This is a genomic window from Streptomyces telluris (genome assembly GCF_024519335.1).
Lineage (GTDB): Bacteria > Actinomycetota > Actinomycetes > Streptomycetales > Streptomycetaceae > Streptomyces > Streptomyces telluris.
Genome location: NZ_JANIID010000002.1, coordinates 113,194 through 138,535 on the forward strand (window position 1 = coordinate 113,194; position 25,342 = coordinate 138,535).

General features: G+C 72.5%; 21 protein-coding genes. 4 read left to right on the plus strand and 17 right to left on the minus strand.

What is annotated here, in order from left to right:
* Positions 1-39 precede the first annotated feature (39 nt).
* The 4 genes from NQU55_RS02550 to nsdA all read right to left on the minus strand — a co-directional run bounded on the left by NQU55_RS02550 (position 40) and on the right by nsdA (position 5,949).
* Positions 40-2,469, minus strand: a complete 2,430-nt coding sequence (locus tag NQU55_RS02550; protein WP_168092844.1) for a [protein-PII] uridylyltransferase — start codon at positions 2,467-2,469, stop codon at positions 40-42.
* A 31-nt stretch (positions 2,470-2,500) separates the two neighbouring features.
* Entirely contained in the window at positions 2,501-2,839 is a 339-nt protein-coding gene (locus tag NQU55_RS02555; RefSeq protein WP_058046471.1) for a P-II family nitrogen regulator, read from the minus strand.
* A complete protein-coding gene (locus NQU55_RS02560; RefSeq protein ID WP_168092843.1) occupies positions 2,836-4,158 on the minus strand; it encodes an ammonium transporter in 1,323 nt (440 codons plus the stop codon). Before NQU55_RS02560 ends, NQU55_RS02555 begins: the two co-directional genes overlap by 4 nt.
* Positions 4,159-4,458: 300 nt before the next feature.
* Complete coding sequence (nsdA, locus tag NQU55_RS02565) at positions 4,459-5,949, minus strand: transcriptional repressor NsdA (protein ID WP_168092842.1); 1,491 nt, start codon at positions 5,947-5,949, stop codon at positions 4,459-4,461.
* 473 nt (positions 5,950-6,422) lie between these two features.
* Here nsdA and NQU55_RS02570 point away from each other — a divergent pair, with 473 nt between their 5' ends.
* On the plus strand, positions 6,423-7,100 hold the full coding sequence (locus tag NQU55_RS02570) for a bifunctional DNA primase/polymerase (protein WP_168092841.1): 678 nt from the start codon (positions 6,423-6,425) through the stop codon (positions 7,098-7,100).
* 172 nt (positions 7,101-7,272) lie between these two features.
* Here NQU55_RS02570 and ftsY read toward each other — a convergent pair whose 3' ends face one another.
* On the minus strand, positions 7,273-8,517 hold the full coding sequence (gene ftsY, locus NQU55_RS02575; RefSeq protein WP_168092840.1) for a signal recognition particle-docking protein FtsY: 1,245 nt from the start codon (positions 8,515-8,517) through the stop codon (positions 7,273-7,275).
* 219 nt (positions 8,518-8,736) lie between these two features.
* Here ftsY and NQU55_RS02580 point away from each other — a divergent pair, with 219 nt between their 5' ends.
* Positions 8,737-10,221 (plus strand): purine-cytosine permease family protein, encoded by a 1,485-nt coding sequence (locus NQU55_RS02580; RefSeq protein ID WP_168092839.1) that lies wholly within the window; start codon positions 8,737-8,739, stop codon positions 10,219-10,221.
* A gap of 747 nt (positions 10,222-10,968) precedes the next feature.
* On the opposite strand, the gene NQU55_RS02585 is transcribed toward NQU55_RS02580, so the two are convergent.
* The 4 genes from NQU55_RS02585 to NQU55_RS02600 all read right to left on the minus strand — a co-directional run bounded on the left by NQU55_RS02585 (position 10,969) and on the right by NQU55_RS02600 (position 17,404).
* Entirely contained in the window at positions 10,969-12,387 is a 1,419-nt protein-coding gene (locus NQU55_RS02585; RefSeq protein ID WP_168092838.1) for a sugar porter family MFS transporter, read from the minus strand.
* A gap of 224 nt (positions 12,388-12,611) precedes the next feature.
* Positions 12,612-16,223: a chromosome segregation protein SMC gene (gene smc / locus NQU55_RS02590; RefSeq protein WP_256789552.1), complete on the minus strand. Its 3,612-nt coding sequence runs from the start codon at positions 16,221-16,223 to the stop codon at positions 12,612-12,614.
* 269 nt (positions 16,224-16,492) lie between these two features.
* Positions 16,493-16,699 carry a hypothetical protein gene (locus NQU55_RS02595; protein WP_030369319.1) on the minus strand — a complete coding sequence of 69 codons (207 nt, stop codon included), beginning with the start codon at positions 16,697-16,699 and terminating at the stop codon, positions 16,493-16,495.
* A 423-nt stretch (positions 16,700-17,122) separates the two neighbouring features.
* Complete coding sequence (locus NQU55_RS02600) at positions 17,123-17,404, minus strand: acylphosphatase (protein WP_058046462.1); 282 nt, start codon at positions 17,402-17,404, stop codon at positions 17,123-17,125.
* Between the two features lie 310 nt (positions 17,405-17,714).
* Here NQU55_RS02600 and NQU55_RS02605 point away from each other — a divergent pair, with 310 nt between their 5' ends.
* A complete protein-coding gene (locus NQU55_RS02605) occupies positions 17,715-18,617 on the plus strand; it encodes a CAP domain-containing protein (RefSeq protein ID WP_256789555.1) in 903 nt (300 codons plus the stop codon).
* Positions 18,618-18,836: 219 nt separating this feature from the next.
* Here the strand turns inward: NQU55_RS02605 and NQU55_RS02610 are convergent, their stop codons facing one another.
* Positions 18,837-19,433: a flavodoxin family protein gene (locus tag NQU55_RS02610; RefSeq protein ID WP_168091502.1), complete on the minus strand. Its 597-nt coding sequence runs from the start codon at positions 19,431-19,433 to the stop codon at positions 18,837-18,839.
* A 135-nt stretch (positions 19,434-19,568) separates the two neighbouring features.
* Between NQU55_RS02610 and NQU55_RS02615 the strand changes: the two genes are divergently transcribed.
* Positions 19,569-19,952: a winged helix-turn-helix transcriptional regulator gene (locus tag NQU55_RS02615; RefSeq protein ID WP_168091501.1), complete on the plus strand. Its 384-nt coding sequence runs from the start codon at positions 19,569-19,571 to the stop codon at positions 19,950-19,952.
* A 48-nt stretch (positions 19,953-20,000) separates the two neighbouring features.
* On the opposite strand, the gene mutM is transcribed toward NQU55_RS02615, so the two are convergent.
* The 7 genes from mutM to rsmD all read right to left on the minus strand — a co-directional run bounded on the left by mutM (position 20,001) and on the right by rsmD (position 25,328).
* Positions 20,001-20,888: a bifunctional DNA-formamidopyrimidine glycosylase/DNA-(apurinic or apyrimidinic site) lyase gene (gene mutM / locus NQU55_RS02620; protein WP_168091500.1), complete on the minus strand. Its 888-nt coding sequence runs from the start codon at positions 20,886-20,888 to the stop codon at positions 20,001-20,003.
* A gap of 224 nt (positions 20,889-21,112) precedes the next feature.
* Positions 21,113-21,973, minus strand: a complete 861-nt coding sequence (rnc, locus tag NQU55_RS02625) for a ribonuclease III (protein ID WP_168091499.1) — start codon at positions 21,971-21,973, stop codon at positions 21,113-21,115.
* Between the two features lie 19 nt (positions 21,974-21,992).
* Positions 21,993-22,166 carry a 50S ribosomal protein L32 gene (rpmF, locus tag NQU55_RS02630; RefSeq protein WP_015657589.1) on the minus strand — a complete coding sequence of 58 codons (174 nt, stop codon included), beginning with the start codon at positions 22,164-22,166 and terminating at the stop codon, positions 21,993-21,995.
* Positions 22,167-22,168: 2 nt separating this feature from the next.
* Entirely contained in the window at positions 22,169-22,855 is a 687-nt protein-coding gene (locus NQU55_RS02635; RefSeq protein WP_168091498.1) for a YceD family protein, read from the minus strand.
* A 98-nt stretch (positions 22,856-22,953) separates the two neighbouring features.
* Complete coding sequence (locus tag NQU55_RS02640; protein ID WP_168091497.1) at positions 22,954-24,126, minus strand: ATP synthase F0 subunit B; 1,173 nt, start codon at positions 24,124-24,126, stop codon at positions 22,954-22,956.
* A gap of 96 nt (positions 24,127-24,222) precedes the next feature.
* The gene (gene coaD / locus NQU55_RS02645) at positions 24,223-24,702 is read right to left on the minus strand and encodes a pantetheine-phosphate adenylyltransferase (RefSeq protein WP_277355284.1); all 480 of its coding nucleotides are present in this window, start codon (positions 24,700-24,702) and stop codon (positions 24,223-24,225) included.
* 26 nt (positions 24,703-24,728) lie between these two features.
* Positions 24,729-25,328 carry a 16S rRNA (guanine(966)-N(2))-methyltransferase RsmD gene (gene rsmD / locus NQU55_RS02650; RefSeq protein WP_168091495.1) on the minus strand — a complete coding sequence of 200 codons (600 nt, stop codon included), beginning with the start codon at positions 25,326-25,328 and terminating at the stop codon, positions 24,729-24,731.
* Between the last annotated feature and the right edge of the window lie 14 nt (positions 25,329-25,342).

The following is a 25,342-nucleotide window of genomic DNA, read 5'->3' on the forward strand; positions in this document are numbered from 1 at the left end:
CGGCTGACCCCCAAGGGTATCCGCACCCTCCCGGTCCGGTCAGCCGCCCAGCGCCTCCTCCATCCCTCGGGCGACCGCGGAGGCCGCACGGGGCGTGAGAGCGGCCCCGTCCGGGGCGGTGACGTAGAACGCATCCACCGCACTCGCCCCGAGCGTGCTCACGCGGGCACTGCGCACCCACACCCCCGCCTCGTCCAGGGCCCGCCCGATGCGGTGCAGGAGGCCGGGCTCGTCCTGGGCGCGCACCTCCAGGACCGTGGCCCCGTGCGAGGCGGCCGCGGCGACGGTCACGCTCGGCGGGGCGTGCACCACGCCCCGCCGGCGCCTGCTGTACGCGGCCTCGCGCTCGGCCAGGCGGCCCGGGACGTCGAGGGAGCCGTCCAGGGCGCGCACGAGGTCGTTGCGCAGGCGGGCGGCCTCGGGCGGGGCTCCGTACTCGGCCGCCACCCGCCAGCTCAGCAGCAGCGCCCCGTCCACGGCGCGCAGGTCCGCGGTCCGCACCGTCAGCCGGTGCAGCGCAAGGACGCCGGCGGCCGCGGGCAGCACGCCGGGCTGGTCGGGGACGGCGATCCGCAGCTCCATGCCGACGGGGGCCGGGGCGCCGTCCTCCGACGGCACCGTGCCCTCCGGGCGGGGCTCCAGGGTCAGCGCCGGTCCGCCCGTACGGAGGGCCTCGCGGGCCAGCCGGAGCGCCTCCGGGTCGGGCGGGCCCGGCGCACGGGGCCCCTCCTGCGCACCGCCCGCCAGGGCCGCCGCGGCACGGCGGACGAGCTCCGCGACGAGCGACGCCCGCCAGGCGCTCCATGCGGCGGGCCCCGTGGCGAGGGCGTCGGCCTCGGTGAGGGCGTGCAGGAGCTCCAGCGTGGCCGTGTCCGTCACGGCGTCGGTGACCGTCCGGACGGTGGCCGGGTCGGTGAGGTCGCGCCGGGTGGCGGTGTCGATCAGCAGCAGGTGGTGCCGGACGAGCGTGGCCAGGACGCCGGTGTCGGCGGCGCCGAAGCCGATCCGGCGGGCGATGTCGCGCGCGAGGGCCTCGCCCGTGACGGAATGGTCGCCGGGCAGGCCCTTGCCGATGTCGTGCAGCAGGGCGGCGACGAGGAGGAGGTCCGGCCGCCCCACGCGGCGCGTGAGGGCGGCGGCCCGTACGGCCGTCTCGACGAGGTGCCGGTCGACGGTCCAGCGGTGGACGGCGTTGCGCTGGGGGCGGCAGCGCACGTGCTCCCATTCGGGCAGCAGCCGGGAGACGATCCCCTCGGCTTCGAGGGCCTCCCAGACGGGCACGGTGGGCGGCCCCGCGCCCAGGAGGGTCACGAGCTGCTCGCGGGCGTCGGCCGGCCAGGGCTGCGGCATGGGGCCCGCGGAGGCTGCGAGGCGGCGCGCCGCATGGGGCGACAGCGGCAGACCGGCCTGCGCCGCCGCCGCGGCCGCACGCAGCGCCAGCACGGGGTCGCGCTCGGGCCGCGCGGTGCGGGCGAGCACGGCCTCGCCCTCCTGTTCCACGACGCCGTCGGCGAGGGAGAGCCGCTCGACCTCGACGAAGCCGCCGCGCCCCCCGCGGCCGCCCAGGATGCGGCGCAGCCGGGGCCGCGTGGAGCGGGCGCGCAGGACCCGGCCGACCTCGCGCCAGGTGACGTCCGCGGCGTAGGAGACCGTACGGGCGGCCTCGTACACCCCGTGCAGGAGGCGGTCGGCGTCGGCGAGGCCGAGGGCCTCGGCGACCTGGTCCTGCTCCTGGAGGGCGAGCCGGTCGGTGGCGCGCCCGGTGGTGAGGTGGAGGGCGTCGCGGACGTCGAGGAGGTGCGTGCGGGCGCGTTCGAGCCCCGCACGGGGCGCGTCGGCGAGCCATGAGGCGGCTACGGCGCGCAGGGCGGTGGCGTCGCGTAGGCCGCCCCGTGCCTCCTTAAGGTCGGGTTCGAGGAGGAAGCGGAGTTCGCCCTGGTGCCGGGTGCGCTCCTCACCGAGCTCGCGCAGCTCGGCGAGACGGGCGGGGGCCTGGGCGCGCCAGTCGGCGTAGGCGGTGGCGCGCAGTGCGGCGGTGAGCTCTTCGTCGCCGGCGAGATGGCGGGCGTCCAGGAGGCCGAGGTGGACCTTGAGGTCGCCGGCGGCGGTGCGGCGGGCCTCGGCGGGGGTGCGCACGGAGTGGTCGAGGGCGAGCCCCATGTCCCAGACGGGGTACCAGACGCGGTCCGCGACAGCCGCGATCTTGGAGATGTCCGCGGCGCCGTCGTGGAGGAGGAGGACGTCGAGGTCGCTGCGGGGCGACAGTTCACCCCGGCCGTAGCCGCCGACGGCGACGAGGGCGACGCCCTGCGTCTCGCCCAGCAGGGCGCCGAGCCACTGGTCGGTGAGGCGGGCGAGGGCGGCGCGGCGCGGCGGCCCGGTGAGCGCCCCCTGGTGCAGGAGGCGCAGCCGGGCCGCCGCGTAGCCGCTGGGTTCCGAGTCGGCGGGGCAGGTCTGCGGGTCGTTCAACTCGGCTCCCTTCACGGCGGGCTGGCGGGGGTCAGAGGGCGTCGGGGCCGCGTTCGCCGGTGCGTACGCGGACGACGGTCTCGACGGGGACGACCCAGACCTTGCCGTCGCCGATCTTGCCGGTGTGGGCCTTCTTGAGGATGACGTCGATGACGTCCTCGGCGTCGTCGTCCTCGACGAGGACCTCGATGCGGGCCTTGGGGAGGAGGTCGACGCGGTACTCGGCCCCGCGGTAGACCTCGGTGTGGCCGCGCTGGCGGCCGTAGCCGCTGGCCTCGCTGACGGTCAGGCCCTGGACCCCGAAGGTCTGGAGGGCCTCCCTGATCTCGTCGACCCGGAAGGGCTTGACGATCGCGGTGATGAGCTTCATGCGTCCACCTTCTTGTTCTTCGGAGCGGCGGCCTGCTCCTGGCCGGTCTGCTCCCGGTCATCCTGCTCGGGGGCCGCGGCCGGCCGGTGAAGGGCGGGCGCGGCGGTGCGGGTGACGGCGCCGACGCCGGTGTGGTCGTAGGCGGTCTCGGCGTGGAAGGCCTGGTCGATGCCGCTGATCTCGTCGTCCTCGGCGGCCCGGAAACCGATGGTCCTGTCCACGAGCTTGGCGAGGAGCCAGGAGACGGTGAACGAGTAGGCCATGACGGAGAAGGCCCCGACGGCCTGGCGGCCGAGCTGCGTGAGGCCGGCGCCGTCGGTGGCGAGGAGACCGACGAGGAGGGTGCCGATGACGCCGCCCACAAGGTGGACGCCGACGACGTCGAGGGAGTCGTCGAAGCCGAGCTTGAACTTCAGGCTGACGGCCCAGGAGCAGACCGCGCCGGCGACGACGCCGATGAGGAGGGCGCCGAAGGCGTTGACCGCGGCACCGGAGGGCGTGATGGCGACGAGGCCCGCGACGGCGCCGGAGGCGGCGCCCAGCGTGGTGAAGGCGCCGTGCCGGATGCGCTCGTAGGCGAGCCAGCCGAGCATGGCGGCGCCGGTGGCGACCTGGGTGTTCATGGCCATGTTGGCGGCGGCGCCGTTGGCGGCCAGCGCGGAGCCGGCGTTGAAGCCGAACCAGCCGAACCACAGCAGGCCCGTCCCGAGCACCACCAGGGGCAGGCTGTGCGGGCGCATGGGGTCCTTCTTGAAGCCGATGCGCTTGCCGACGACGAGGACCGCGGCGAGGGCGCCGATGCCCGCGTTGATGTGGACGGCAGTGCCGCCCGCGAAGTCGATCACCTTCAGCTTGAACAGCCAGCCGTCGGCCTGCCACACCCAGTGGGCGACGGGGAAGTAGACGACCGAGACCCAGAGGGTGATGAACAGGGCCCAGGCGCTGAACTTCACGCGATCGGCGAGCGCCCCGCTCATCAGCGCCGGGGTGATCACGGCGAACATCAGTTGGAAGAGGGCGAAGGCGAAGACGGGAATGCCTTCCTTGCCTCCGGTCAGGGTCTCGGGGCTGATGCCCTTGAAGCCGATGTGGCCGAGATCGCCGAGCAGTCCTGCGCCGATGTCGTCGCCGAAGGCGAGCGAATAGCCGAAGAGCACCCACAGGACGGTGACGATGCCGAGCGAGACGAACGACATCATCAGCATGTTCAGGGCGCTCTTGACCCGCACCATGCCGCCGTAGAAGAAGGCCAGCCCCGGTGTCATCAGCATCACGAGTGCGGCACTGATCAATACGAATGCGGTATCCGCGCCATTCATGGTCGGTGTCTCCTCGAAGCGGCGGCCCGAGCGGGCCGGTTTTCGCCATGAGGTTGGCGCAGCGGGATTTCAGCCGATGCAGCTGGTTGTTTCGCGGCAGTGACGAAGACGGCGGGAGTGTTACGCCCGGGTGAATCGGCCGGGGCGGGCGGGTGATCACCGCTAACCTTCGCCGACCGTGCGCGGCTCGCGTCGGCGCACGGGGCCGGCCGCGACGTCCGCCCGGTGTGACCTGGCGTGGGGGAGCCGAGTCGGGCTGTCCGGGGGAGCGTCGCGGCCGGGTACGGGGGCCGGGTGGGGTCAGACCGCTTGGACGGCTTCCACCGATTCCGGCAGGTGGACGGTGATCTGCTCGGTGAGGGCGACGACTTCGGCGACGTCACCGAAATCGCGCGCGGCGTTGTCGACGGTCTTGCGGAGCCGGTTGTTGACCCGCTCCGAACGCACCTGCTTGGCAATCTTGAGGGCCTTGCCGGCGAGGACCGTGGACTGCTCGGGCTCGCCCTCCATCAGGTGGACGGTGGCCATGCCGATGAGGTTGAGCGCATACGAACGGTGGTGCTCGGTGTCCTGCGCGAAGAGCTCGACGGCGCGCTCCATCTTGGGGCGGGCGAGGGAGGCGTACGTGGGGCTGCGGCCGGCCACATAGGCGAGGTCGCGGTAGGAATGGGCGTTCTCCGCGTTGAGCTCGGCCTCGGAGAAGAAGCGGATCCAGTCGGGATCGCCGTCGCCGGAGGCGCAGTCGGAGAAGCAGTCCTCCGCCATGTTGACCGCGCGCTTGCACTTGGAGGGCTGCCCCATGTTGGCGTACGCGCGGGCCTCCACGGCGTACAGCATCGCCTGGGTGCGTGCGGTGGCCGTCTCGCGGGAGCCGTACTGGCCGAGGTGGATGAGCTCCAGGGCGTCGTCCGGACGGCCGAGGTGGATCATCTGACGGCCCATGCTGGAGAGGATGTACGCGCCGAGGGGGCGGTCGCCCGCTTCCTTGGCGGCGTGGAGCGCCAGGACGAAGTACTTCTGGGCGGTGGGGTGCAGGCCGATGTCGTAGCTCATCCAGCCCGCGAGCTCGGCCAGTTCGGCCGCGGCCCGGAACAGCCTCTTGGAGGTGGCCTCGGGCTGGGGCTCCTGGAGGAGATCGGTGACCTCGTGGAGCTGGCCGACGACGGCCTTGCGGCGCAGACCGCCGCCGCACTGGGCGTCCCACTGGCGGAACATCATGGTGGTCGACTCGAGGAGGTCGAGCTCGGGGCCGGAGAGGCGGCCCGCGCGCGGGGAGCGGTCCTGCGCGGCGCCGGAGCCGTCCCTGCCGCCGGGGCCGGGGGCCAGCCAGCGCTGCATGGGCTCGATGAGCGCGGGGCCGGCCGACAGGGCGAGCGAGGCGCCGAGGAAGCCGCGCCGCGCGAGCATCAGGTCGCTGCGGGAGAACTCGCTGATCAGCTCGACGGTCTGCGGGCCCGCCCAGGGCAGGTCGACGCCGGAGACGGACGGGGACTGGTGGGCGGTGCGCAGGCCGATGTCCTCGATGCCGACGACGCAGCCGAAGCGCTCGGAGAACAGCTCGGAGAGGATCTTCGGGATGGGCTCGCGCGGCTGCTCGCCGTCGAGCCAGCGGCGCACGCGCGAGGTGTCCGTGCTGATGTGATGGGCTCCCAACTGCCGCGCCCTGCGGTTGACCTGCCGCGCGAGCTCGCCCTTGGACCATCCGCTGCGCAGGAACCAGGAGCCCAACTGCTCGTTGGGGCGCTTGTCAGCCTTCTCGGCACCGCCGGTGCCGCTGCCGTTGCCGCCCACCTGGAAGCCCCCATCCCGAACTCTGCTGTCTGTGCGTGAACCGTGTGAACCACGCACAGCTTGCCGCTTTTTACGGCGGCCCGTGCGGCGATGCACCCCGGGCCGCGAGGAATTCCGGCCGGGCGACGAGACGGTTCATGCCTCCGGCATACCCACCGGCGGGGCGCATCTCCCGTGGATTCGTGCACCGAAAGTAATCCTACGATCACGGCTGACGCGAGAGCAGTCCAGTAAACGCCACCATTCGCCACCCCAAGGAATGAACTCAACCGCACCTCCACGCGATTGACTTGACACGGGACGATCAGGGAGGGCCCAGGGACAGAGTGGATCGACGCACGCCCCGGCGCATGGTCGGCACCGCACTACCCGTCGCACACCGTCGCGCCGCCCCCGGAAGGGATTCGGCAACGGTCCGTGTCCGAGACACTCCGACTCGTAACCATCCGCGAGCACGACCCGTTGGAGGGGGCATGGGCTTCACAATCGGCGGCATCCGGGACCTGCGCTCGAGCTCTCGGCGCCGCGGACGCGCGTACGAGTGCGTCACGACGGTGGCGGAGTACACCGGCCTGTGGGGGTGGGATGTGGTGCCCGGCGCCCGCGCCTCCCGCAGCGGTCGCCCGGCCGGCGCGGTCTGCTCGTGCGGCGCCGACGACTGCCCCTCCCCCGGCGCGCACCCGCTCTCCTTCGCCCCACGCGTGCCCGCGGGCGCCACGCTGGACGCGGCGGCGGCCGCATGGGCCGAGGTGCCGGGTGCGGCCGTGCTGCTGCCCGTGGGGCGCTCCTTCGACGTCCTGGAGGTCGCCGAGGCGGCCGGGCGGCACGCCCTGGCCCGGCTGGAGCGCATGGGGCTGCCGCTCGGCCCCGTGGCCCTCACGCCGCACGGCCGGGCGCTGTTCTTCGTCGCCCCCGGCGCCGCCGGCGAGCTCCCCCAGCTGCTCTACCGCATGGGCTGGGACGACGCCCGGCTCGACCTGCGCTGCCTGGGCCCCGGGGAGCACGTCACCGCACCGCCGTCGGACCACGCCGGCCTCGGCCCCATGCGCTGGCTCCGCCCGCCCACGCTGGACACCGCGGGCCGCCCCCCGCACGCCCGGCTGCTCCTCGGCACCCTCGCGTATGTGTGCCACCGGTCGGCGGCGTCCTGAGCCCCGGCGGCCTTCCGGCCGGGCCCCACGCGAAAGGGCCCCTTCCGCAGCTGCACCTGCGGAGGGGGCCCTTTCTCACCCGGACGCCGCCCGCCCGGCCTGCGGAGCGCCTCGGGGCGTTCCGGCGGGGCCGGCCGTCGCGGACGGGCGTCGCGGACGGGCGTACGGCGCGTCAGTCGCCGATGAGCGCGTCGACGAACGCCTCGGGCTCGAACGGCGCGAGGTCGTCCGCGCCCTCGCCCAGGCCGACGAGCTTCACGGGCACGCCCAGCTCGCGCTGGACGGCCACGACGATGCCGCCCTTGGCGGTGCCGTCGAGCTTGGTGAGGACGATGCCGGTGATGTTGACGACCTCGGCGAAGACGCGCGCCTGCACGAGGCCGTTCTGACCGGTGGTGGCATCCAGGACGAGCAGCACCTCGTCGACCGAGCCGTGCTTCTCGACGACCCGCTTGACCTTGCCGAGCTCGTCCATGAGGCCGGTCTTGGTGTGCAGGCGGCCGGCCGTGTCGACCAGGACGACGTCGGCGTTCTCGGCGATGCCCTCCTTGACGGCGTCGAAGGCGATCGACGCCGGGTCGCCGCCCTCGGGCCCGCGGACCGTGCGGGCGCCCACGCGCTCGCCCCAGGTCTGCAGCTGGTCGGCAGCGGCCGCACGGAAGGTGTCGGCGGCACCGAGGACGACGGACTTGCCGTCGGCGACGAGCACGCGCGCGAGCTTGCCCGTGGTGGTGGTCTTACCGGTGCCGTTGACGCCGACGACCATGACGACGCCGGGCTTCTCCTCACCGTTCACGCCCACGCCGGGCTCGGTGTGGACGCTGCGGTCGGCGTCGGTGCCGATGAGGGCCAGCAGCTCCTCGCGGAGCAGGGCGCGCAGCTCCTCGGGGGTACGGGTGCCGAGCACCTTCACGCGCTCGCGCAGGCGCTCGACGAGCTCCTGCGTGGGGGCGACGCCGACGTCGGCGGTCAGCAGGGTGTCCTCGATCTCCTCCCACGTGTCCTCGTCGAGGTGCTCGCGGGACAGCAGGGTCAGCAGACCCTTGCCGAGGGAGTTCTGGGAACGCGAAAGACGGGTGCGCAGCCGCACGAGGCGGCCGGCGGTGGGCTCGGGCACCTCGACCGCGGGCGCGGCGGGCGCCTCGGGCTCGGCCGGTGCGGCGGGCGCCTCGGCGGGGGCTTCGGCGGCCGGCGCCTCGGGGGCCGGGAGCTCGACCTCCTCCACGGTCCGGCGCGGCTCGGCGCTGGGGGTCTCGGCCTCCTCGCCGACGTGGGGCTCGGCGGGCGGCGCGGTGACGGACGGGCTGCTCGGCGGGGCCGGGGGCAGCTGCTTCTTCTTACGGCTGCTGACCACGAGCCCGCTGATCGCGCCGAGCGCGACCACAGCGATGACTACAGCAAGGATGACGATTTCCATAACGCCCCCAGTATCGGACACCGCGGCGCCGAGAGGCGGCCTCGCCGGTCACGTCGCCGGCGACGTGCGCCTTTGGAGGTTGCGACAAGGACCAATGGCACTAAAAGCCTAAACTTGGAGCAAAGTACGATGGCGTGGGGCTGTGCGACGCGCGTAGAGTCCCCAAAGACCTTTTCTGCCCGGCTTCCCGCCCCGCTTCACCCGCACGGAGCCCCCCACATGGACAACGCGTCCAACCTGTCCACCGCCGAATCCGGCGGCGCGATAGAAACCCGCGGCATCGAGCCCGTTCCGGATCACGAGCGACACGGCCGGGTCCGTGAGCTCGTCCCGACCTGGGTCGCCGCCAACATCAGCGTGCTGCTGCTCACCATGGGCGCGGCCCTGGTGGTCTTCAACGAACTGAACTTCTGGCAGGTCCTGATCGTCGCCGCCTGCGCCGCGCTCGCGTCGTTCGGCATGGTCGGCGTCCTGTCGGTCTCCGGCAAGTGGGGCGGTGCGCCCGGCGCGATGCTCTCCCGCGCGACGTTCGGCGTCCGCGGCAACCTCTTCCCCGGCGCGATCCTGTGGGTCGCCCGCTTCGGGTGGGAGACGATCAACGCGGTCACCGGCGCCTACGCGGTGCTGACCGTTCTCGACCTGCTCCTCGGCGTCAAGAGCAACACCCCGCTGATCGTCATCACGCTCACCGCCTTCGTCGCCTGCACGTTCCTCGTGAGCGGCATGGGGCGCAAGGCGCTGAACGTGTGCAACAAGTGGTCGACGTACCTCTTCGGCGTCTTCAGCGTCCTGGTGCTGGTCTACCTGATCGCCAACATCAAGTGGGACGAGGTCTTCTCCAAGCCGGCCGGCACCACCGCGATGATGATCGCCGGCATCGGCACCATCGCCGCCGGCGGTATCAGCTGGGTCCCCACCGGCCCCGACTTCGCGCGCTACCTGCCGCACGCCGCGTCCGGCAAGAAGATCGTCACTGCCACGGTCTCCGGTGCGGGCATCGTGATGGTCCCGATGGTCCTGATGGGCGCCGTCATGGCCGTCGCCACCCCGGGCCTGGCCGACGCGCCGGACCCGGTCTCCTTCCTCGGCGACATCCTGCCGACCTGGCTGGCCGTGCCGTACCTGATCACCGCCATCGTCGGCATGCTGCTGATCAACAGCCTCTCGATGTACTCGGCCGGCTTCACCGCCCAGACCATGGGCGTGAAGCTGCCCCGCGCCATGGCCGTCAGCATCAACGCCATCATCTCGCTGGTCGGCGGTCTGCTGCTGATGCTGGTCGCGAAGAGCTTCCTCAGCTCGTTCATCACCTTCCTGATCCTGCTCGCGGTCTCCTTCTCCGCGTGGATCGGCGTCTACACGGTCGACATGGCGCGCCGCAAGGCCCGCGCCGTGCGCTACGACGCGGAGGCGCTGATGGACACCGGCCGCACCAGCCGCTACTGGTACGTGGGCGGCTTCTGCTGGCAGGCGATGACGGCCTGGACCGTCGCGCTGGCCGCGGGCATCTCCTTCACCAAGTGCGACTGGTTCACCGGTCCGCTGGCCTCGACGTTCGTCGGCAAGTACGGGCTGGGCTGGGCCGCCACGATCGCCATCTCGGCGCTGATCATGGCCGTGCTGCCGGTGCCGCGCGAGGTTGCCGCGGCGGACGCCGCGGGTGCCGCCGCCGGCGACGAGGAGCGCGTGAAGGTCGGCGCCTGACGCGCCGCCGCCGCTTGCTGAACGCGGGTGCCCCCACCGTCCTGACGGTGGGGGCACCCGCGTTTTCGCCTCGCGGCGAGCGGCGTGCCGGGCTCCGTGCCTGGCCCGTAGCGGCGCGGCATGGGGCGGCGGTCCGCTGCCACGGGCTTGCTGCGGGCCCGTTTCAGGGCGGTACGGCCCCTCCGGTCCTCGGCGCTGTGGCTGAGCGCCACGGCGGGCGGAAGGCAGCGGCGCATGAGGCGCCGGCCGGAAGTTCGACGGGAGCGGCGGCAACAGGCCGGTACGGCACCGCCGGACGTCCGCGTCGGGGCTGAGCGCCGCGGCGGCGGGAAGGGTTGAGCGGCGGGCCCGGACTCGACGGGACGCCGCGCGCAAAAGCTCGGCTTGGGTACGACGCTGCCGGAGGCCCGCCCCGCGGGGCCGGGCAAGTGCGCTGCGGCCGAGCACCGCGGCGTCAGGAGGCGGCGCGCGGCGGGCAAGAGCCCGCGGGACGCCGCGCAGCAGCGGCTCGGCTTCGCCGTCCGCAGCGAGAGTGCATGGGGCGCGCCCCACGGTGACGGGCGCGGCGTCGTAGGCCCGCCCGCACGGGGCCGACGGTCTCCGCCGTACGCCCCGCTCCCCACCGCCCCGCCCCGCCCCGTGCGCACCGCACCGGCGCCCCGCTCGTCGCCGTACGCAAACAGGACGCTGCCCCGGCTCGTCGGTGAGCCGGGGCAGCGTCCTGTTGAGGAGAGGGCGGCGGGGGGGTTAGCCCATCTCCTCCAACGCCTTGCCCTTCGTCTCCTTGACGTACTTGAGCACGAAGGGGATCGAGAGCACGGCGAAGACCGTGTAGATGATGTACGTGCCGGAGAGGTTCCAGTCCGACAGGCTCGGGAAGCTCGCGGTGATGACCCAGTTGGCGACCCACTGGGCGGAGGCGGCGACGCCGAGTGCCGCGGCGCGGATGCGGTTGGGGAACATCTCGCCGAGGAAGACCCAGACCACGACGCCCCACGAGAGCGCGAAGAAGAGCACGAAGGCGTGCGCGGCGATGAGGGCGACCGTGCCCTGCGTGGTCGGCAGGGAGCCGTCGGCGGCCTGCGCGGAGAAGGCCCAGGCCTCGAGGGCGAGGGAGACGGCCATACCGGCCGAACCGACGAGGGCGAGCGGCTTGCGGCCGATCCGGTCGACGAAGATCATCGCGATCACGGTGCCGACGATGTTGATGATCGACGTCGTGAAGGAGTACAGGAAGGAGTCGCTCGGGTCGATGCCGACGGACTGCCAGAGGGTGGCCGAGTAGTAGAAGGCCACGTTGATGCCGACGAGCTGCTGGAAGACCGACAGGCCGATGCCGACCCAGACGATGGGCAGGAGGCCCGCCTTGCCGCCGAGGAGGTCCTTGAAGGTGGACTTCTCCTCGCTGTGCATCGCGAGCTCGATCTCGGCGACGCGCTTGTCGAGGTCGACGGTGTGGCCCTCGACGTCGGCCAGCACGCTCTTCGCCTTGTCGACCTTGCCGACGGAGATCAGGAAGCGGGGCGACTCGGGGATCGCGAAGGAGAGCAGGCCGTAGAGGACGGCCGGGACGACCATGACGCCGAGCATCAGCTGCCATGCCTCGATGCCCATGAGGTGACCGCGCTGGTCGCCGTCGGCGAGGTTGAGGATGCCCCAGTTGACGAGCTGCGAGACGGCGATGCCGACGACGATCGCGGCCTGCTGGAAGGAGCCGAGGCGGCCGCGGTAGGCGGGCGGCGAGACCTCGGCGATGTACGCCGGGCCGATGACCGAGGCCATGCCGATGGCGATGCCGCCAAGGATGCGCCAGAACGCCAGGTCCCACAGGGCGAACGGCAGGGCCGAGCCGACGGCGCTGATCGTGAAGAGCGTCGCAGAGATCTGCATGACGCGGATCCGGCCTATGCGGTCCGCGAGCCGGCCCGCGGTGGCGGCGCCGATGGCGCAGCCGATGAGGGCGATGGCGATGACCTGGGCCAGGGCTGCGGAGCCGATGTCGTACTTCCCGCGAATGCCCTCGACCGCGCCGTTGATCACGGAGCTGTCGTAGCCGAAGAGAAAGCCACCCATGGCCGCGGCCGCGGTGATGAAGATGACATGCCCGAGGTGATCCGGCTGGGCCTTGCGGCCCTCGGACCCCTGCGCCGTCGCAGTGCTGGTCAACGTGTACTCCTGAGGCCCGGCGGCACTGCCGGGCGTGGGGGGCTGGCACTTCAAGTGGGGCACAGGACTTGGGGGCCCACCACTTGAAGGTATTAGCAACGCTGCAGACCCTATGTCTTCATCTTCTTAAGTCAATAGGTCGTAACCAAGAAGTTTCCAGGAGGCTTCTCACGCGTTGAGTTCAACACTTGAAGAAGTGAAGCCGCCGACACGCGATTTCAAGATCAACGGAGTCGCTGGCTGATCACCTTCGAGACGCCGTCGCCCTGCATCGAGACGCCGTAGAGCGCGTCGGCGACCTCCATCGTCCGCTTCTGGTGCGTGATCACGATCAGCTGCGAACTCTCCTGCAGCTCCTTCATGATCCCGATCAGCCGCTGGAGGTTGGTGTCGTCCAGGGCCGCCTCGACCTCGTCCATCACGTAGAACGGGCTCGGCCGCGCCTTGAAGATCGCGACCAGCAGCGCCACCGCCGTCAGCGAGCGTTCCCCGCCCGACAGCAGCGACAGGCGCTTGACCTTCTTGCCGGGAGGCCGCGCCTCGACGTCCACGCCGGTGGCCAGCATGTCGTCCGGGTCGGTGAGGACGAGCCGCCCCTCGCCGCCGGGGAAGAGGCGGGAGAAGACGCCTTCGAACTCCCGGGCCGTGTCCCGGTACGCCTCCGTGAAGACCTCTTCGACGCGCTTGTCCACGTCCTTGACGACCTGGAGCAGGTCGCTGCGGGTCTTCTTGAGGTCCTCCAGTTGCTCGGAGAGGAACTTGTGCCGCTCCTCCAGCGCCGCGAACTCCTCCAGCGCCAGCGGATTGACCTTGCCCAGCTGCTGATAGGCGCGCTCGGCGGCACGGAGCCGCTTCTCCTGCTCCGCCCGTACGTACCGCACGGGGCGGTTCCTGGGGTGGTCCGGGTCCTCCGGCAGCTCCTCGCCCTCGGCCGGCGGGGACGGCGGTACGGGCTGGTCCGGCCCGTACTCCGCGACCAGGCCCGCGGGTTCGACGCCGAGCTCCTCCAGCGCCCTGGCCTCCAGCTGCTCGATGCGCAGCCGCTTCTCCGCGCCGAGCACCTCGCCCTTGTGCACCGTGTCGGTGAGCTTGTCCAGCTCGCTCTTCAGCTCGCGGCCCCGGTTGCGTTCGGCCGTCAGCTCGCGCTCCCGGGCACCCTTCGCCTCCTCTGCGCTCCGCTTCTCCTCGTCGGCGCGCACGAGGGAGACCTCGACGTGCGCGAGGAGCTGCCGGGCACCCGAAGCGACGGCCGTGGCGACGCGGGCCTCGTGCCGCAGCCTGGCGCGCCGCTGCTCCGCGCGGGCCCGCGCCTCGCGCTCGGCACGGGCCGCCCGGTCCAGTCCGTCCGCCCGCCCCGCGAGGGCCTTGACGCGCTCCTCGTGCGTACGGACCTGGAGGCGCGCCTCCATCTCCGTCTGCCGGGCGTTGGCGCCGTCCGCGGCGAGCCGGTCCCGTACGGAGGTGTCGGGCTCCCCGTCGCCCTCGGCCGGGGCGGACTCCTCGGCGACGGCCAGCCGCTCGGCCAGCTCCTCGGCCTCCTCGCCGGCCCGTGCGAGGGCTTCCTCGGCACGGGCCACGGCCGCGGCCGTCCGCCCGGCCTCGTCGGCCGCCGCGCGCGCCTGCCCGGCGAGCCGCCCAAGGGCCTGGGCGACCTGGGACTTCTCCCGGTCGGCCGCGCTGCGCAGGGAGGCCAGTTCCTCCACGCGGGCGGCGCACTCCGCCCGCCGTGCGGCCGCGGCGTGCTGGGCCTCCTGCAGGCTCTCGCACCGTGCGTCCAGGCCGGTCAGTTCGGCGGTGGCCTCGTCGACGGCGGCCTGGACCTCCAGGAGGCTCGGCGCGCCGCCGGAGCCGCCCTGCGCGAAGTGGGCCCCGAGCAGGTCGCCCTCGGCCGTGACGGCGACGGCCCCGGGCCGTTCGCCGACCAGTTCCTCGGCGTCCTCCAGCGTCGGGACGACCACGACGTCGCGCAGGAGCGCGCGCACGGCGTCGAGGACGGGGGCGGGCCCGTCGACGAGGTCGAGGGCGGGGCGGGGGCCGCATGGGGCGGCGTTCGCTCCGCCCCGTGCGGGCGGCTGCACGGGGCCCGGCGAGGAGGCCGCTGCCGCACCGCGCTCCAGGCCCCGCGCCACGACGAGCGCCGCCCGCCCGGCGTCCTGCTTGCGCAGCAGCCGCAGCGCTTCGGCCGCCGTGGCGGTGTCGGTGACGGCGAGGGCGTCGGCCGCGGCGCCGAGGGCCGCCGCGACGGGCAGTTCGTAGCCGGGGGCGACGGTCAGCAGCTCGGCCGCCGGGCCCAGCAGCCCGGACAAACGATCCTGCGCCGCCAGCAGCGCCCCCGTGCCGTCCTTGCGGCGCAGGCCCAGGGCGAGCGCGTCGCGGCGGGCGCCCGTCGCCGCGCGGCGGCGTTCGGTGGCGGTGGCCTCCTCGCGCGCCTCGGTCAGCGCGGCCTCCGCGGCGGCCAGTTCCCGCTTGGCGGCCTCGTGCCGGCCGGCCAGCTCGGCGTCCCCCGCGTCGAGTCCCTCGACCTCGGCCTGCTGCCGCTCGTACTCCTCCTGGGCGGCGGCCGCCCGCTCCCGGGCCTCGTCACGGGCGGCGGCCAGCCGGTCGATCTCGGCCTGCGCGGACGCCGCCCGGCCGCGAGCGGCGGTGACGCGGCCCTGGAGCCGGGCGAGCTCCTCGCGGTGGTCGGCGATGGCGCGGGCGGCGTCGCGCAGGCGGCGCTCCTCGTCCGCCAGCTGCCGCTCCAGAGCCGCACGGTGCTCGGTGGTGTCCTCCAGAGCGCGGCTCGCCGCCTCCAAGGCGGCCTCCAGCTCGGCCTCCTGCTCGCGGACGCGAGCCGCCTCGCGCTCCAGGTCCTCCGGTTCGCGGCCGCGCCGCTCCTCGGCGGGGGCGGAGGTGGCGCTGGTGACGCGCGCGTCGGCGAGTCCGATCGTGCCGCGCACGCGCTCGGCGAGGCGCGAGAGCTCGTACCAGGTCTGCTGGGCGGCGGCCAGGCGCGGGGCGAGCGTGCGCACCTGCTCCTCCAGGACCGCCTCACGCTGCAGGGCGGCCTTCAGCTCGGCCTCGGCGCCGTCCTTGCGGGCCTTGAGGGCGGCCTCGTCGGCCAGCTCGGCCCGCAGCGCCTCCCGGAGGGTGACGAGGTCGTCGGCGAGGAGCCGCAGGCGCGCGTCGCGCAGATCGGCCTGGATGACGGCGGCTCGGCGCGCGACGGCCGCCTGCCGGCCGAGCGGCTTGAGCTGCCTGCGGAGCTCGTCGGTGAGGTCCTGGACGCGGGCGAGGTTCGCGCGCATCGCATCGAGCTTCCGCAGCGCCTTCTCCTTGCGCTTGCGGTGCTTGAGGACGCCCGCCGCCTCCTCGATGAAGGCGCGGCGGCCGGTGGGGTCGGCGTGCAGCACGGAGTCGAGCTGGCCCTGGCCGACGATGACGTGCATCTCGCGGCCGATGCCGGAGTCCGAGAGCAGTTCCTGGATGTCGAGCAGCCGGCAGGTGTCGCCGTTGAGCTGATACTCGCTGCCGCCGTTGCGGAACATGATCCGCGTGATGGTGACCTCGGAGTAGTCGATCGGCAGGGCCCCGTCGGAGTTGTCGATCGTGAGGGAGACCTCCGCGCGACCCAGCGGAGGGCGGCCGGTCGTCCCGGCGAAGATCACGTCTTCCATCTTGCCGCCGCGCAGGGACTTGGCCCCCTGCTCGCCCATGACCCAGGACAAGGCGTCGACGACATTGGACTTGCCGGAGCCGTTGGGCCCCACGACGCAGGTGATCCCGGGTTCGAAGCGCAGGGTCGTCGCGGAGGCGAAGGATTTGAACCCCCGCAGGGTCAGGCTCTTGAGGTGCACGCGGTAGGACTCTACCGGCCGGGCCTCTGCGGGAGCCGCCCCGGACGGCATGCTGGCGTGCCGCGCCCTTCAATTGGTTTCACCTGGGAAGGGGCAGGGCACATCAGTCGTTAAGAGCGCACCGAAAAGTGGGAAAAAATAGCCGCAACCGCTGGGAAACACCACGACGATACGATGATCAGAAATGACGAAGGGACGCCGAAGCGTCCCTTGCAACTCTCAAGCGGCTGACAGTGCAGCCCGACCGGCCCCCGGGGCAGGGCCTCTGGTCAGGCGAGCGCAGGCTCCGCCTTGGAAACGTCGATGCTGTCGAGCAGCGAGTCGCCGTGGTGAGCGGCGGCAGACAGCGCGTCATTCTCGGCCTGCATCCGGATGAGCTCGGATTCGAGGTCCTGGACACGCTGCTGAAGCCGTCGCATCTCGGCGAGGACTCGGGGGTCGGAGCCGCCGACGTAACCGAGAAGCGCCTTTGCCATGATGGATGGTCCTCCACACTGAGTGACCGACCGAAGCGGTGTGGGTCGTGAGGGATTCGCACCCGCGGTGTCTGCCATCGCTACTGCAGTCTTCAATGCCAAACAGCTAAGGTGCGCGGGGCTTCCAGAGTCTCACCAAAAAGTTTGACGGTCAACACGATCACACCCCGTATCCGCGGGCGTCCCGGGGGGCGCGGCGGTCAATGCGCGGCGCCGGCACGGCCGGGGCCCGGAGGGGCGTGGAGATCATCCGTTGCCTCGCAGCCTTCCACGCCGGGGCCGTCTTGGCAACCATCAGGGAATTTCTCCCTCACGCATATGCCAAAGGCATATCACTAAGGTCATCGTGACCCTCGGCCCCCGTTCTTCACGGCCCCCGCGCGCACCCTCCCGGGCGATTTCCCGTTTTCCGAACCGTTATGGTCAGCGGATCTCGAACCCGTCATAACCGCCCCGCGGGTCACCCCAGATCTCGGTCACCCCTTCGACCCGCCCGGGCGTGTCGCCCGCCCGCAGCCAATCGAGCAGAAGTTCGCACCCCTCGCGCGGGCCCTCCGCGACGACCTGGACCCTGCCGTCGGCCAGATTCGACGCGAAGCCTGCGAGCGCTCCGATGCGCAAGGCGTTCTCCCGCGTGAACCACCGGAAGCCGACACCTTGCACATGTCCACGGACCCACGCCGTGAGACGGACATTCTCGTTCATGTCTGCACGCTAACCGGCCAATTGCATAATCAGCACTTCGACCCCGCGTCTATTGCCGTACAGTCGCCGCTCGACAAGGTCTCCCCTCCCCGTACGAGTGACGCACAACGAGCCGAACACGTAAGGAAGGCAGCGGATGGGTCGCCACCGACGCTCTGCCCCCAGGACCGCAGGCAGCCCCGTCCCCGCTCCCCCGCACGCCGGGAGGACGAGCGGCGCCTCCGCCCCCGACCCCTCCGGTGATCCCGGCGCCACGGCCGCGGAATGGCCCCCCGATCCCCGGCGCCCGCGCGCCCGGCCGAAGACCCCTGTGCGTACGGGGCTACTGGGCGCGTCCGCCGCCATGGCCATGGGCGTGGTCGCGATGACCTCCGGCCTGTTCTCCGGAGGGGGCACCCTCCAGCTCGGCAACGACGGCCACGGCGGCGGGCAGGTGCGGACCGAAGAGCCGCCCGTCACCGAGTTCACGCGGCCCGACGCAGGGTCTTCCGGCCGCGGCCAGTCGCATGTGAGCCGCAACGCCGAACGGCCTCCCGCGCCGCGCGGGGACACCGCGGTGCCCGTCGGCTCCGCCTCCTCCCCGTCCGGCCCGCCGGCAGCGCCTGCCGACGCGGCTCCGGGGCAGCGTGGGGCGGGCAGCGATCCGGGCAGCGAAGGGCGTACGGGGCCGGACGGCGGCTCCGGCGACGCGCAGGCCGCCGGCGATCCGGGCCGGGAAGGTGCGGCCCCGGCACCCGATGCTCAAGCCCAGGCCCAGGCCCAGGGGCGGACCCGGGTCGCCGATCACGCGCAGCCCGTCGGCCAGGAACAGCAGACGGCCGACCAGGCCGCTCTGTACCCGTCCGTGGCACGGCAGTTGCTCGCCCTGGTCAATCAGGAGCGGGCGAAGGCGGGCCTCAGGCCGCTGAAGGCCAGCGCCCGGCTGACGGGGCTCGCCCAGGCGTTCAGCGACGACATGGCGCGGCGCGGATTCTTCAACCACACGGACCCGGACGGCCGCACGCCCTGGGACCGCGCCGCCAAGCACGGCATCCGGAACCTCGGCGGGGAGAACATCGCCCGCGGCCACCCGGACGCCCACGCCGTGATGGACGCCTGGATGCGCAGCGCAGGCCACCGGGCGAACATCCTCAACCGCGACTACCGCACCCTGGGCATCGGGCTGAACACCAGCGCGAGCGGCCCCTGGTGGACGCAGGACTTCGGCTACTGACCGCTGCATGGGGCGCCGCGGCGGGCCCGCCCCATGCGGCGGCATGAGGCGGCATGAGGCGGCATGGTGGCACGAAGGCCGCCTCATGCGGTGCCCGCAGCGCGCCCCGTGCGGCGGGCAGGATCCGCCCCGTGCGACTGCTGTCGGGCCGCCCCATGCGGGGCTCGCCCAAGGCCCGCCCCATGCCGCGCCTGACGGCCCGTGGGGCGTTCCGGCGGATCAGAGTGCGGCGCGGCCGGCGATCACGACCCGGGCGGCCTCGGCGACCCGCGCGCCGAGGTGCTCGGCGGTCAGGATGTCCGCCTTGTGGACGCCCTCGGTGCCCTGGTCGGCGTTGCTCTGTGCTGCCGCACCGAGGAAGAAGCCGAGGCGGTTGAGGTCGTTCTCGGAGGCCACGGAGCTGTTCCAGCCGGGCAGCAGGTTGAGGCCCACCCAGTGCATGCCGTGCTGCGCGCCCAGGAGCGAGAAGTACTGCAGGGTGGCCAGCTTGTCGCCACTCTTGGATGCGGAGTTGGTGAACCCTGCGGCGATCTTGTCCTGCCAGGCGCGGTCGGCCCAGCGGCCGGAGGTCTGCTGGGCGAAGGCGTGGAAGGCGGCGCTGGCGGTGCCCATGTAGGTGGGCGAGCCGAAGATGATCGCGTCGGACCCGTCGAGCTGCGCCCACTCGGCGTCCGTCATCTCGTCGACCTTGACCAGGTGGACGGTCACGCCGGTGTCGGCGGCACCGTCGCGGACGGCCTCGGCGAGGACGGCGGTGTGACCGAAGCCGGAGTGGTAGGCGACGGAGACGACGGGCTGGGGCAGGGCGGCGGTCATGGGGGCCTCCAATGAACGGGTGCATGCCGGGCGGCACACGGCGGCGCGTGCCGAGCGGCACGACCAGAAGGAAAGCACTAACTTTTAGAAAGCGCAATCCAGAGGTTAGCGCTGTGCGGGAGTATGCTTGCGGCCATGGACCCGGACCTGGCCTTCGACGTGTTCGCCCGCTCCTGCCCCTCGCGCGGCACTCTGGAGCACGTCACGGGACGATGGGGCGCGCTGACGGTCGTGGCCCTGCACGAGAGCACGCTGCGCTTCAACGAGCTGCGCCGCCGGGTCGACGGCGTGAGCGAGAAGATGCTGTCCCAGACCCTGCACGCACTGGAGCGCGACGGCCTGGTGCACCGCGAGGCGCAGCCGACCAACCCGCCCCGCGTGGACTACGCGCTCACGCCGCTGGGGCAGGACGTCGCCGACCGCCTCCTGGGGCTGGTCGGGCTGCTGGAGGAGCGCATGCCGGAGATCCTCGCAGCCCGGAAGACGTACGACGCGAAGCGCGAGGCGTGCGGGGCGTAGAGCCACGCGGCGCCGGGGCGTAGACCTACGTGACGCCGGGGTGCGGAGCTACGCGGCGCGCGGGCGCGGAGGGCGCTGGCAGCGCGGGCAGAAGTAGCTGGAGCGGTTCATCCAGGGGCGGCGGCGCATGGCCGTACCGCAGCGGCGGCACGGCTCGTCCTCCCGCCCGTACGCGTCCAGCGAGCGGTCGAAGTAGCCGGACTCGCCGTTCACGTTGACGTAGAGGCTGTCGAAGCTGGTGCCGCCGACGGCGAGGGCTTCGTTCATGACCTCGCGGATGTGCGTGAGCAGTTCGGCGCTGCGCGGCCGGGTCAGGGTCGCGGTGGGCCGGTCGTAGTGCAGCCGGGAGCGCCACAGCGCCTCGTCCGCGTAGATGTTGCCGACCCCGCTGATGAGCGACTGGTCGAGCAGGGCCCGCTTGAGCGTCGTACGGCGCCGGCGCAGCGCGGCGTGGAAGGCCTCGTCGTCGAAGGCGGGGTCGAGCGGGTCGCGGGCGATGTGCGCGATGACGTCGGGGAGCCCCTCGGGGTCGCCGGGCACCGTGTCGTGCAGGGAGAGCCCGCCGAAGGTGCGCTGGTCGACGAAGCGCAGCTCCGTGCCGGCGGTGTCGTCGAACCGAATGCGGATGCGCAGGTGCTTCTCGTCGGGGGCCTCGTGCGGCTGGACGAGGAGCTGGCCGCTCATGCCGAGGTGGGCGAGGACCGCCCGGTCGGGGGTCGTGGGGCCTTCCGTCTCCAGCGGCAGCCAGAGGTACTTGCCGCGCCGCCGGGCCACGCCGAGGCGGCGGCCGGCCAGCTGGGCGGCGAAGTCCTCGGGCCCGGCGAGGTGGCGCCGGATCGCCCGGGGGTGCAGCACCTGGACGTCGGCCACGGTGCGGCCGCAGGCCCACTGCGCCAGCCCGCGCCGGACGACCTCGACCTCGGGCAGTTCGGGCACGGTGCTCCTCCGGGAAGGGCTCGCGGGCGCCGGCCGGATACGGCGGCTCCCGCGGATGCTGCGGTCGGTGCTTCGGCACTTCGATGCTTCGGTACTGCGGCGCCTCGGCGAGCCGGTACGGCGCACTGCCCACTGCGTACGCTCACTGCTCACTGCGGCGGCACGTTCGCCGAACGCCGGGCGGCCCTGGAGTCAGGGGCGCCCGGCGTTCGGGGACGTGTGCGTCAGGATGCGGCGTCGGCCTCGGTCGTCTCGACCCCGGCCTGCTCCGCGGCTTCGGCCTTGCCGGCCTCCGCCTTGTCCACGGCTTCGGCCTTCTTCTGCACGGCCTCGGCCTTCGCGGCGGCGGCCGTGCGAGCCTCCGCCGCCTCGTGGATGGCGCGCCAGGCGGCTTCCGCCGCCTGCTGCTCCGCTTCCTTCTTGCTGCGGCCGGTGCCGGTGCCGTACGCGACACCACCGACGCGGGCAGCAGCCGTGAAGGTCTTCTCGTGGTCCGGACCGGTCTCGGAGACCAGGTACTCGGGCACGCCGAGTCCCTCCGTCGCGGTCAGCTCCTGGAGGCTGGTCTTCCAGTCCAGGCCGGCGCCGAGGTTCGAGGACTTCTCGATCAGCGGATCGAAGAGCCGGTGAACCAGCTCGGCAGCAGCCTCGAGACCCTGGTCGAGATAGACCGCACCGATGACCGCTTCCAGGGTGTCCGCGAGGATGGACGCCTTGTTGCGGCCGCCCGTGCCCTCTTCACCGCGGCCGAGCCGGATGAAGGAGCCGAGGTCGAGCCCACGGCCCACCTCCGCCAGTGCACGGGAGTTGACCACCGCGGCCCGCAGCTTGGCCAGCTGGCCCTCGGGCAGGTCGGGGTGGATGCGGTAGAGCGTGTCCGTGACCACGAGGCCCAGGACGGAGTCCCCGAGGAACTCCAGGCGCTCGTTGGTCGGCAGACCGCCGTTCTCGTACGCGTAGGAACGGTGGGTCAGCGCACGCACCAGAAGGGCGGTCTCGAGTTTGTACCCGAGCCGCCCTTCCAGAAGCGTGTGAGACGAGGCCGTGTCCGCCGGCGCCCTCTTCGGCGTAGTGGCGTCTGACATGGAGCCTGTCACCCGCCGATCAGACCTCGAGGACCTGGCGCTTGTTGTAGGTGCCGCAGCTCGGGCACGCGATGTGCTGCTGCTTCGGCTCGTGGCAGCGCTCGCACGCCACCAGGGGGGTGACCGCAGCCTTCCACTGCGACCGGCGGTGGCGCGTGTTGCTGCGCGACATCTTCCGCTTCGGAACAGCCACGGCTACTTCTCCTGTGAGTCATCCCCGACGGAGCGGGGTGCGTTGTCCTTCTCGCCGTCCTGGTCGGAACCGGCGAGTCCCTGCAGTGCCGCCCAACGAATGTCGACGGTCTCGTGGTGGTGGTCCGGGTCGTCCGCCAGCCGCGCTCCGCACTCGGAGCACAGGCCGGGGCAGTCGTCCTGGCACACCGGCTGCAGCGGCAGTGCGAGCACCACCGCGTCACGCAGCACGGGTTCGAGGTCGAGCAAGTCGGCCTCGAGAAAGAGCATGTCCTCTTCGTCTTCCTCGGCGTCGTCGCCGGTATCCGCGGGGCGGCTCCGGTCATCGGCGTCGGGGTAGGAGTACATCTCCTGGAAGTCCACTTCGAGCTCACGCTCGAGCGGCTCCAGACACCTTACGCACTCCCCGGTGAGCGGTGCACGGGCGGTGCCTGTGACAAGCACCCCTTCCATGACCGACTCCAGTCGGAGGTCGAGCTCGACGGTCGCGCCCTCGGCCACGGAGATGACCTCGATACCGAGGTGATCGGGGGCCGGTACGGAGCGGGAGACCCTCTTCAGCGCACCGGGACGCCGACCCAGCTCGCGTGTGTCGAACACGAGAGGGGAACGGTGATCGAGGCGGGCGTTCAGGGCTTCCTGCTTTCTACGCTGCGGTGACGGCGGCCCGGACCGAATGCGGTGACGCATGCGATGAGGGCAGCCGAGATCGCGAATGCACACGCGACCGAAGAGCCAGGATACTGGACGGGTCGCCGTAGACCCAATCGGCCGTCGTACGGCGCCGGTCAGCGGCCCTGTTCGTAACGGCGGAGCTGCTCCAGGTCGATCATCGACGTGTCGAAGAGGCTCGTCTCGTCCAGCGCCGTGCCCGCCTGGGGCCGGTCCTGGGCGAGGTGGTGCTGCGGCGGCTGATGCTGCGCCGACTGGTGCTGTGCGGGCTGATGCTGTGCGGACTGGTGCTGCTGGGGCACGTAGCCGCCCTGAGCCCCGTAGCCGTCGCCCGGGGCCGGGGAGGGCCAGGCGTACGGGTCGGCCTGGTGGTAGCCGCCCTGGACCGCGTACGGGTCCGCCTGCTGCCCGTGGGAGCCGTCCGCCTCGTACTGCTGCTGGTAGACGTACGGGTCGGCTCCGTAGCCCTGCGGCTCGTAGTAGCCGTCGTAGCCCGCCTGGGGCGCCGCATGGGGCGCCCCGTGGGGCGCGGCGGCGGACTCCTGGGCGGCCTCCGCCTGGGGCGCGGCCAGTCCCGCGAGGAAGTCGGCGTCGCTGGTGGGGCGGGCGGCGTGGAAGCCGTCCTGGGCGGCCATGTGGGCGCCCAGCTCGTCGGCCGGGCGGGAGCCGAGGAGCTTCTCGCGGCCGCGGCCGACGGCCTCCAGCGTCTTGCTCAGGACCGCCGAGACGGCACCGAGCTTCGCGTCGACGTAGGCGTCGGCCTGCTGCCGCTGGATACGGGGGTCGGAGCTGGGCTCCGGGGCGTCCGCGTCCCCCTCCGGCCCTCCGTAGCCGCCGTCCCCGTCCGTGCGGCCCAGCAGCTTCTCGCGGCCCCGGTCGACGGAGCCGATGGTCTTGGTGAGGACGACCTCGAAGTTGGCGAGCTTGCTGTCGACGTAGTCGTCGGCCTCGGCGCGGACCTCACCGGCCTGCCGGCGGGCCTCGGCGAGGATCCGGTCGGCCTCCTCCTGGGACTGCCGGGCGACCTCGGTGTCGGAGATCAGCGAACCGCGGTGGGCACGCGCCGACTCGATGATCCGCTCGGCCTCCTCACGGGCCTCGGCGACCATCTGCTCGCGGTCGCCGATGAGCTCCTGCGCGCGGGCGAGCGAGCCGGGCAGCCCGGCGCGGAGCTCCTCGAGCAGGGCGAGCAGCTCGGCGCGGTTGATCACGCAGGAGGCGGACATCGGCATGGACCGGGCGCCGGTGACGGCCGTGACGATCTCGTCGAGCTTCTTCTGGACGTCCACCTGGCGCTCGCCACTTTCTTCTGCCGGACGACACGAACGGGGTCGACTGTACGGGCAGTCGGCCTCCGCCCGACAGCTGCCGGGAGGGGCGGGGTGTCAGCGCTCGCCGAGCCGTTCGGTGAGCGCCTCCAGCACCAGCGGCGGGACCAGGTGGGAGACGTCTCCGCCCCAGGCCGCCACCTCCTTGACCAGGCTGGACGACAGGAAGCTGTACGTCGGGTTGGTCGGGACGAACAGGGTCTCGACGCCCGAGAGCCCGTTGTTCATCTGGGCCATCTGCAGCTCGTAGTCGAAGTCGCTGACCGCCCGCAGGCCCTTGACGATGGCGGGAATGTCGCGCTGCTTGCAGAAGTCGACGAGGAGGCCGTGGAAGGACTCCACCTTCACGTTGCCGTACTCGGCGGTGACCTGGCGGAGCAGGTCTATCCGTTCCTCGACCGTGAACAGGCCCTTCTTCGACTGGTTGATCATCACTGCGACGTGGACGACGTCGTACAGCCTGGAAGCGCGGGCGATGATGTCGAGGTGTCCATTGGTGACGGGGTCGAACGACCCCGGACAGACGGCGCGGCGCAACGGTGTCTCCTCGCTCTCCGGTCCATTCATGACGCGCGGGGAGAAGTCTCTTCGGCGCACGTCGAGGCGGCGCGACCGTACCAAAGCGTCCCCTCGCCGTAGCGACGGGCCCTCAGTGCCTCGAAACCGTCCGGCCAGGGGAATTCTCCGCCTCTGGTGCTGCGCTCCACGGTGGCCAGCGCATCGTCCGCAAGCCACCCCCCGGCACGGAGTGTGAGGAGAATCTCGCGCAGCGCCTCGTCGGTGACGGCGTAGGGCGGGTCGAGGAAGACCACGTCGTAGGGGGCCGCGGGGGGCGGGCCGGCCACGATCTGCTCGGCCTTGCCGGAGCGGACCTCGGCTCCGGGCAGCCCGAGCGTGCGGACGTTGTCCCGGATGGTGCGCGTCGCGCGGGCGTCGGCCTCCACCAGCAGGACGTGCGCGGCGCCGCGCGAGAGCGCCTCCAGGCCGACCGCTCCCGAGCCCCCGTACAGGTCCAGGACGCGGGTGCCGTGGAGGGTGCCCAGCAGGGACTCCAGGGTGGAGAACAGGCCCTCGCGCGCCCGGTCGGAGGTCGGGCGGGTGCCGGTGCCGGGCGGCACGGCCAGGCGGCGTCCGCCGGCGATGCCGGCGATCACGCGGGTCATGGGGTCCTCGGTCC

Bases quoted from the DNA above. Each gene is read 5' to 3' on its own strand.
- NQU55_RS02555 (WP_058046471.1), bottom strand. From the start codon at position 2,839: ATGAAGCTCATCACCGCGATCGTCAAGCCCTTCCGGGTCGACGAGATC.
- NQU55_RS02560 (WP_168092843.1), bottom strand. From the start codon at position 4,158: ATGAATGGCGCGGATACCGCATTCGTATTGATCAGTGCCGCACTCGTG.
- NQU55_RS02570 (WP_168092841.1), top strand. From the start codon at position 6,423: ATGGGCTTCACAATCGGCGGCATCCGGGACCTGCGCTCGAGCTCTCGG.
- ftsY (WP_168092840.1), bottom strand. From the start codon at position 8,517: ATGGAAATCGTCATCCTTGCTGTAGTCATCGCTGTGGTCGCGCTCGGC.
- NQU55_RS02580 (WP_168092839.1), top strand. From the start codon at position 8,737: ATGGACAACGCGTCCAACCTGTCCACCGCCGAATCCGGCGGCGCGATA.
- NQU55_RS02595 (WP_030369319.1), bottom strand. From the start codon at position 16,699: ATGGCAAAGGCGCTTCTCGGTTACGTCGGCGGCTCCGACCCCCGAGTC.
- NQU55_RS02600 (WP_058046462.1), bottom strand. From the start codon at position 17,404: ATGAACGAGAATGTCCGTCTCACGGCGTGGGTCCGTGGACATGTGCAA.
- NQU55_RS02610 (WP_168091502.1), bottom strand. From the start codon at position 19,433: ATGACCGCCGCCCTGCCCCAGCCCGTCGTCTCCGTCGCCTACCACTCC.
- NQU55_RS02615 (WP_168091501.1), top strand. From the start codon at position 19,569: ATGGACCCGGACCTGGCCTTCGACGTGTTCGCCCGCTCCTGCCCCTCG.
- rnc (WP_168091499.1), bottom strand. From the start codon at position 21,973: ATGTCAGACGCCACTACGCCGAAGAGGGCGCCGGCGGACACGGCCTCG.
- NQU55_RS02635 (WP_168091498.1), bottom strand. From the start codon at position 22,855: ATGCGTCACCGCATTCGGTCCGGGCCGCCGTCACCGCAGCGTAGAAAG.
- rsmD (WP_168091495.1), bottom strand. From the start codon at position 25,328: ATGACCCGCGTGATCGCCGGCATCGCCGGCGGACGCCGCCTGGCCGTG.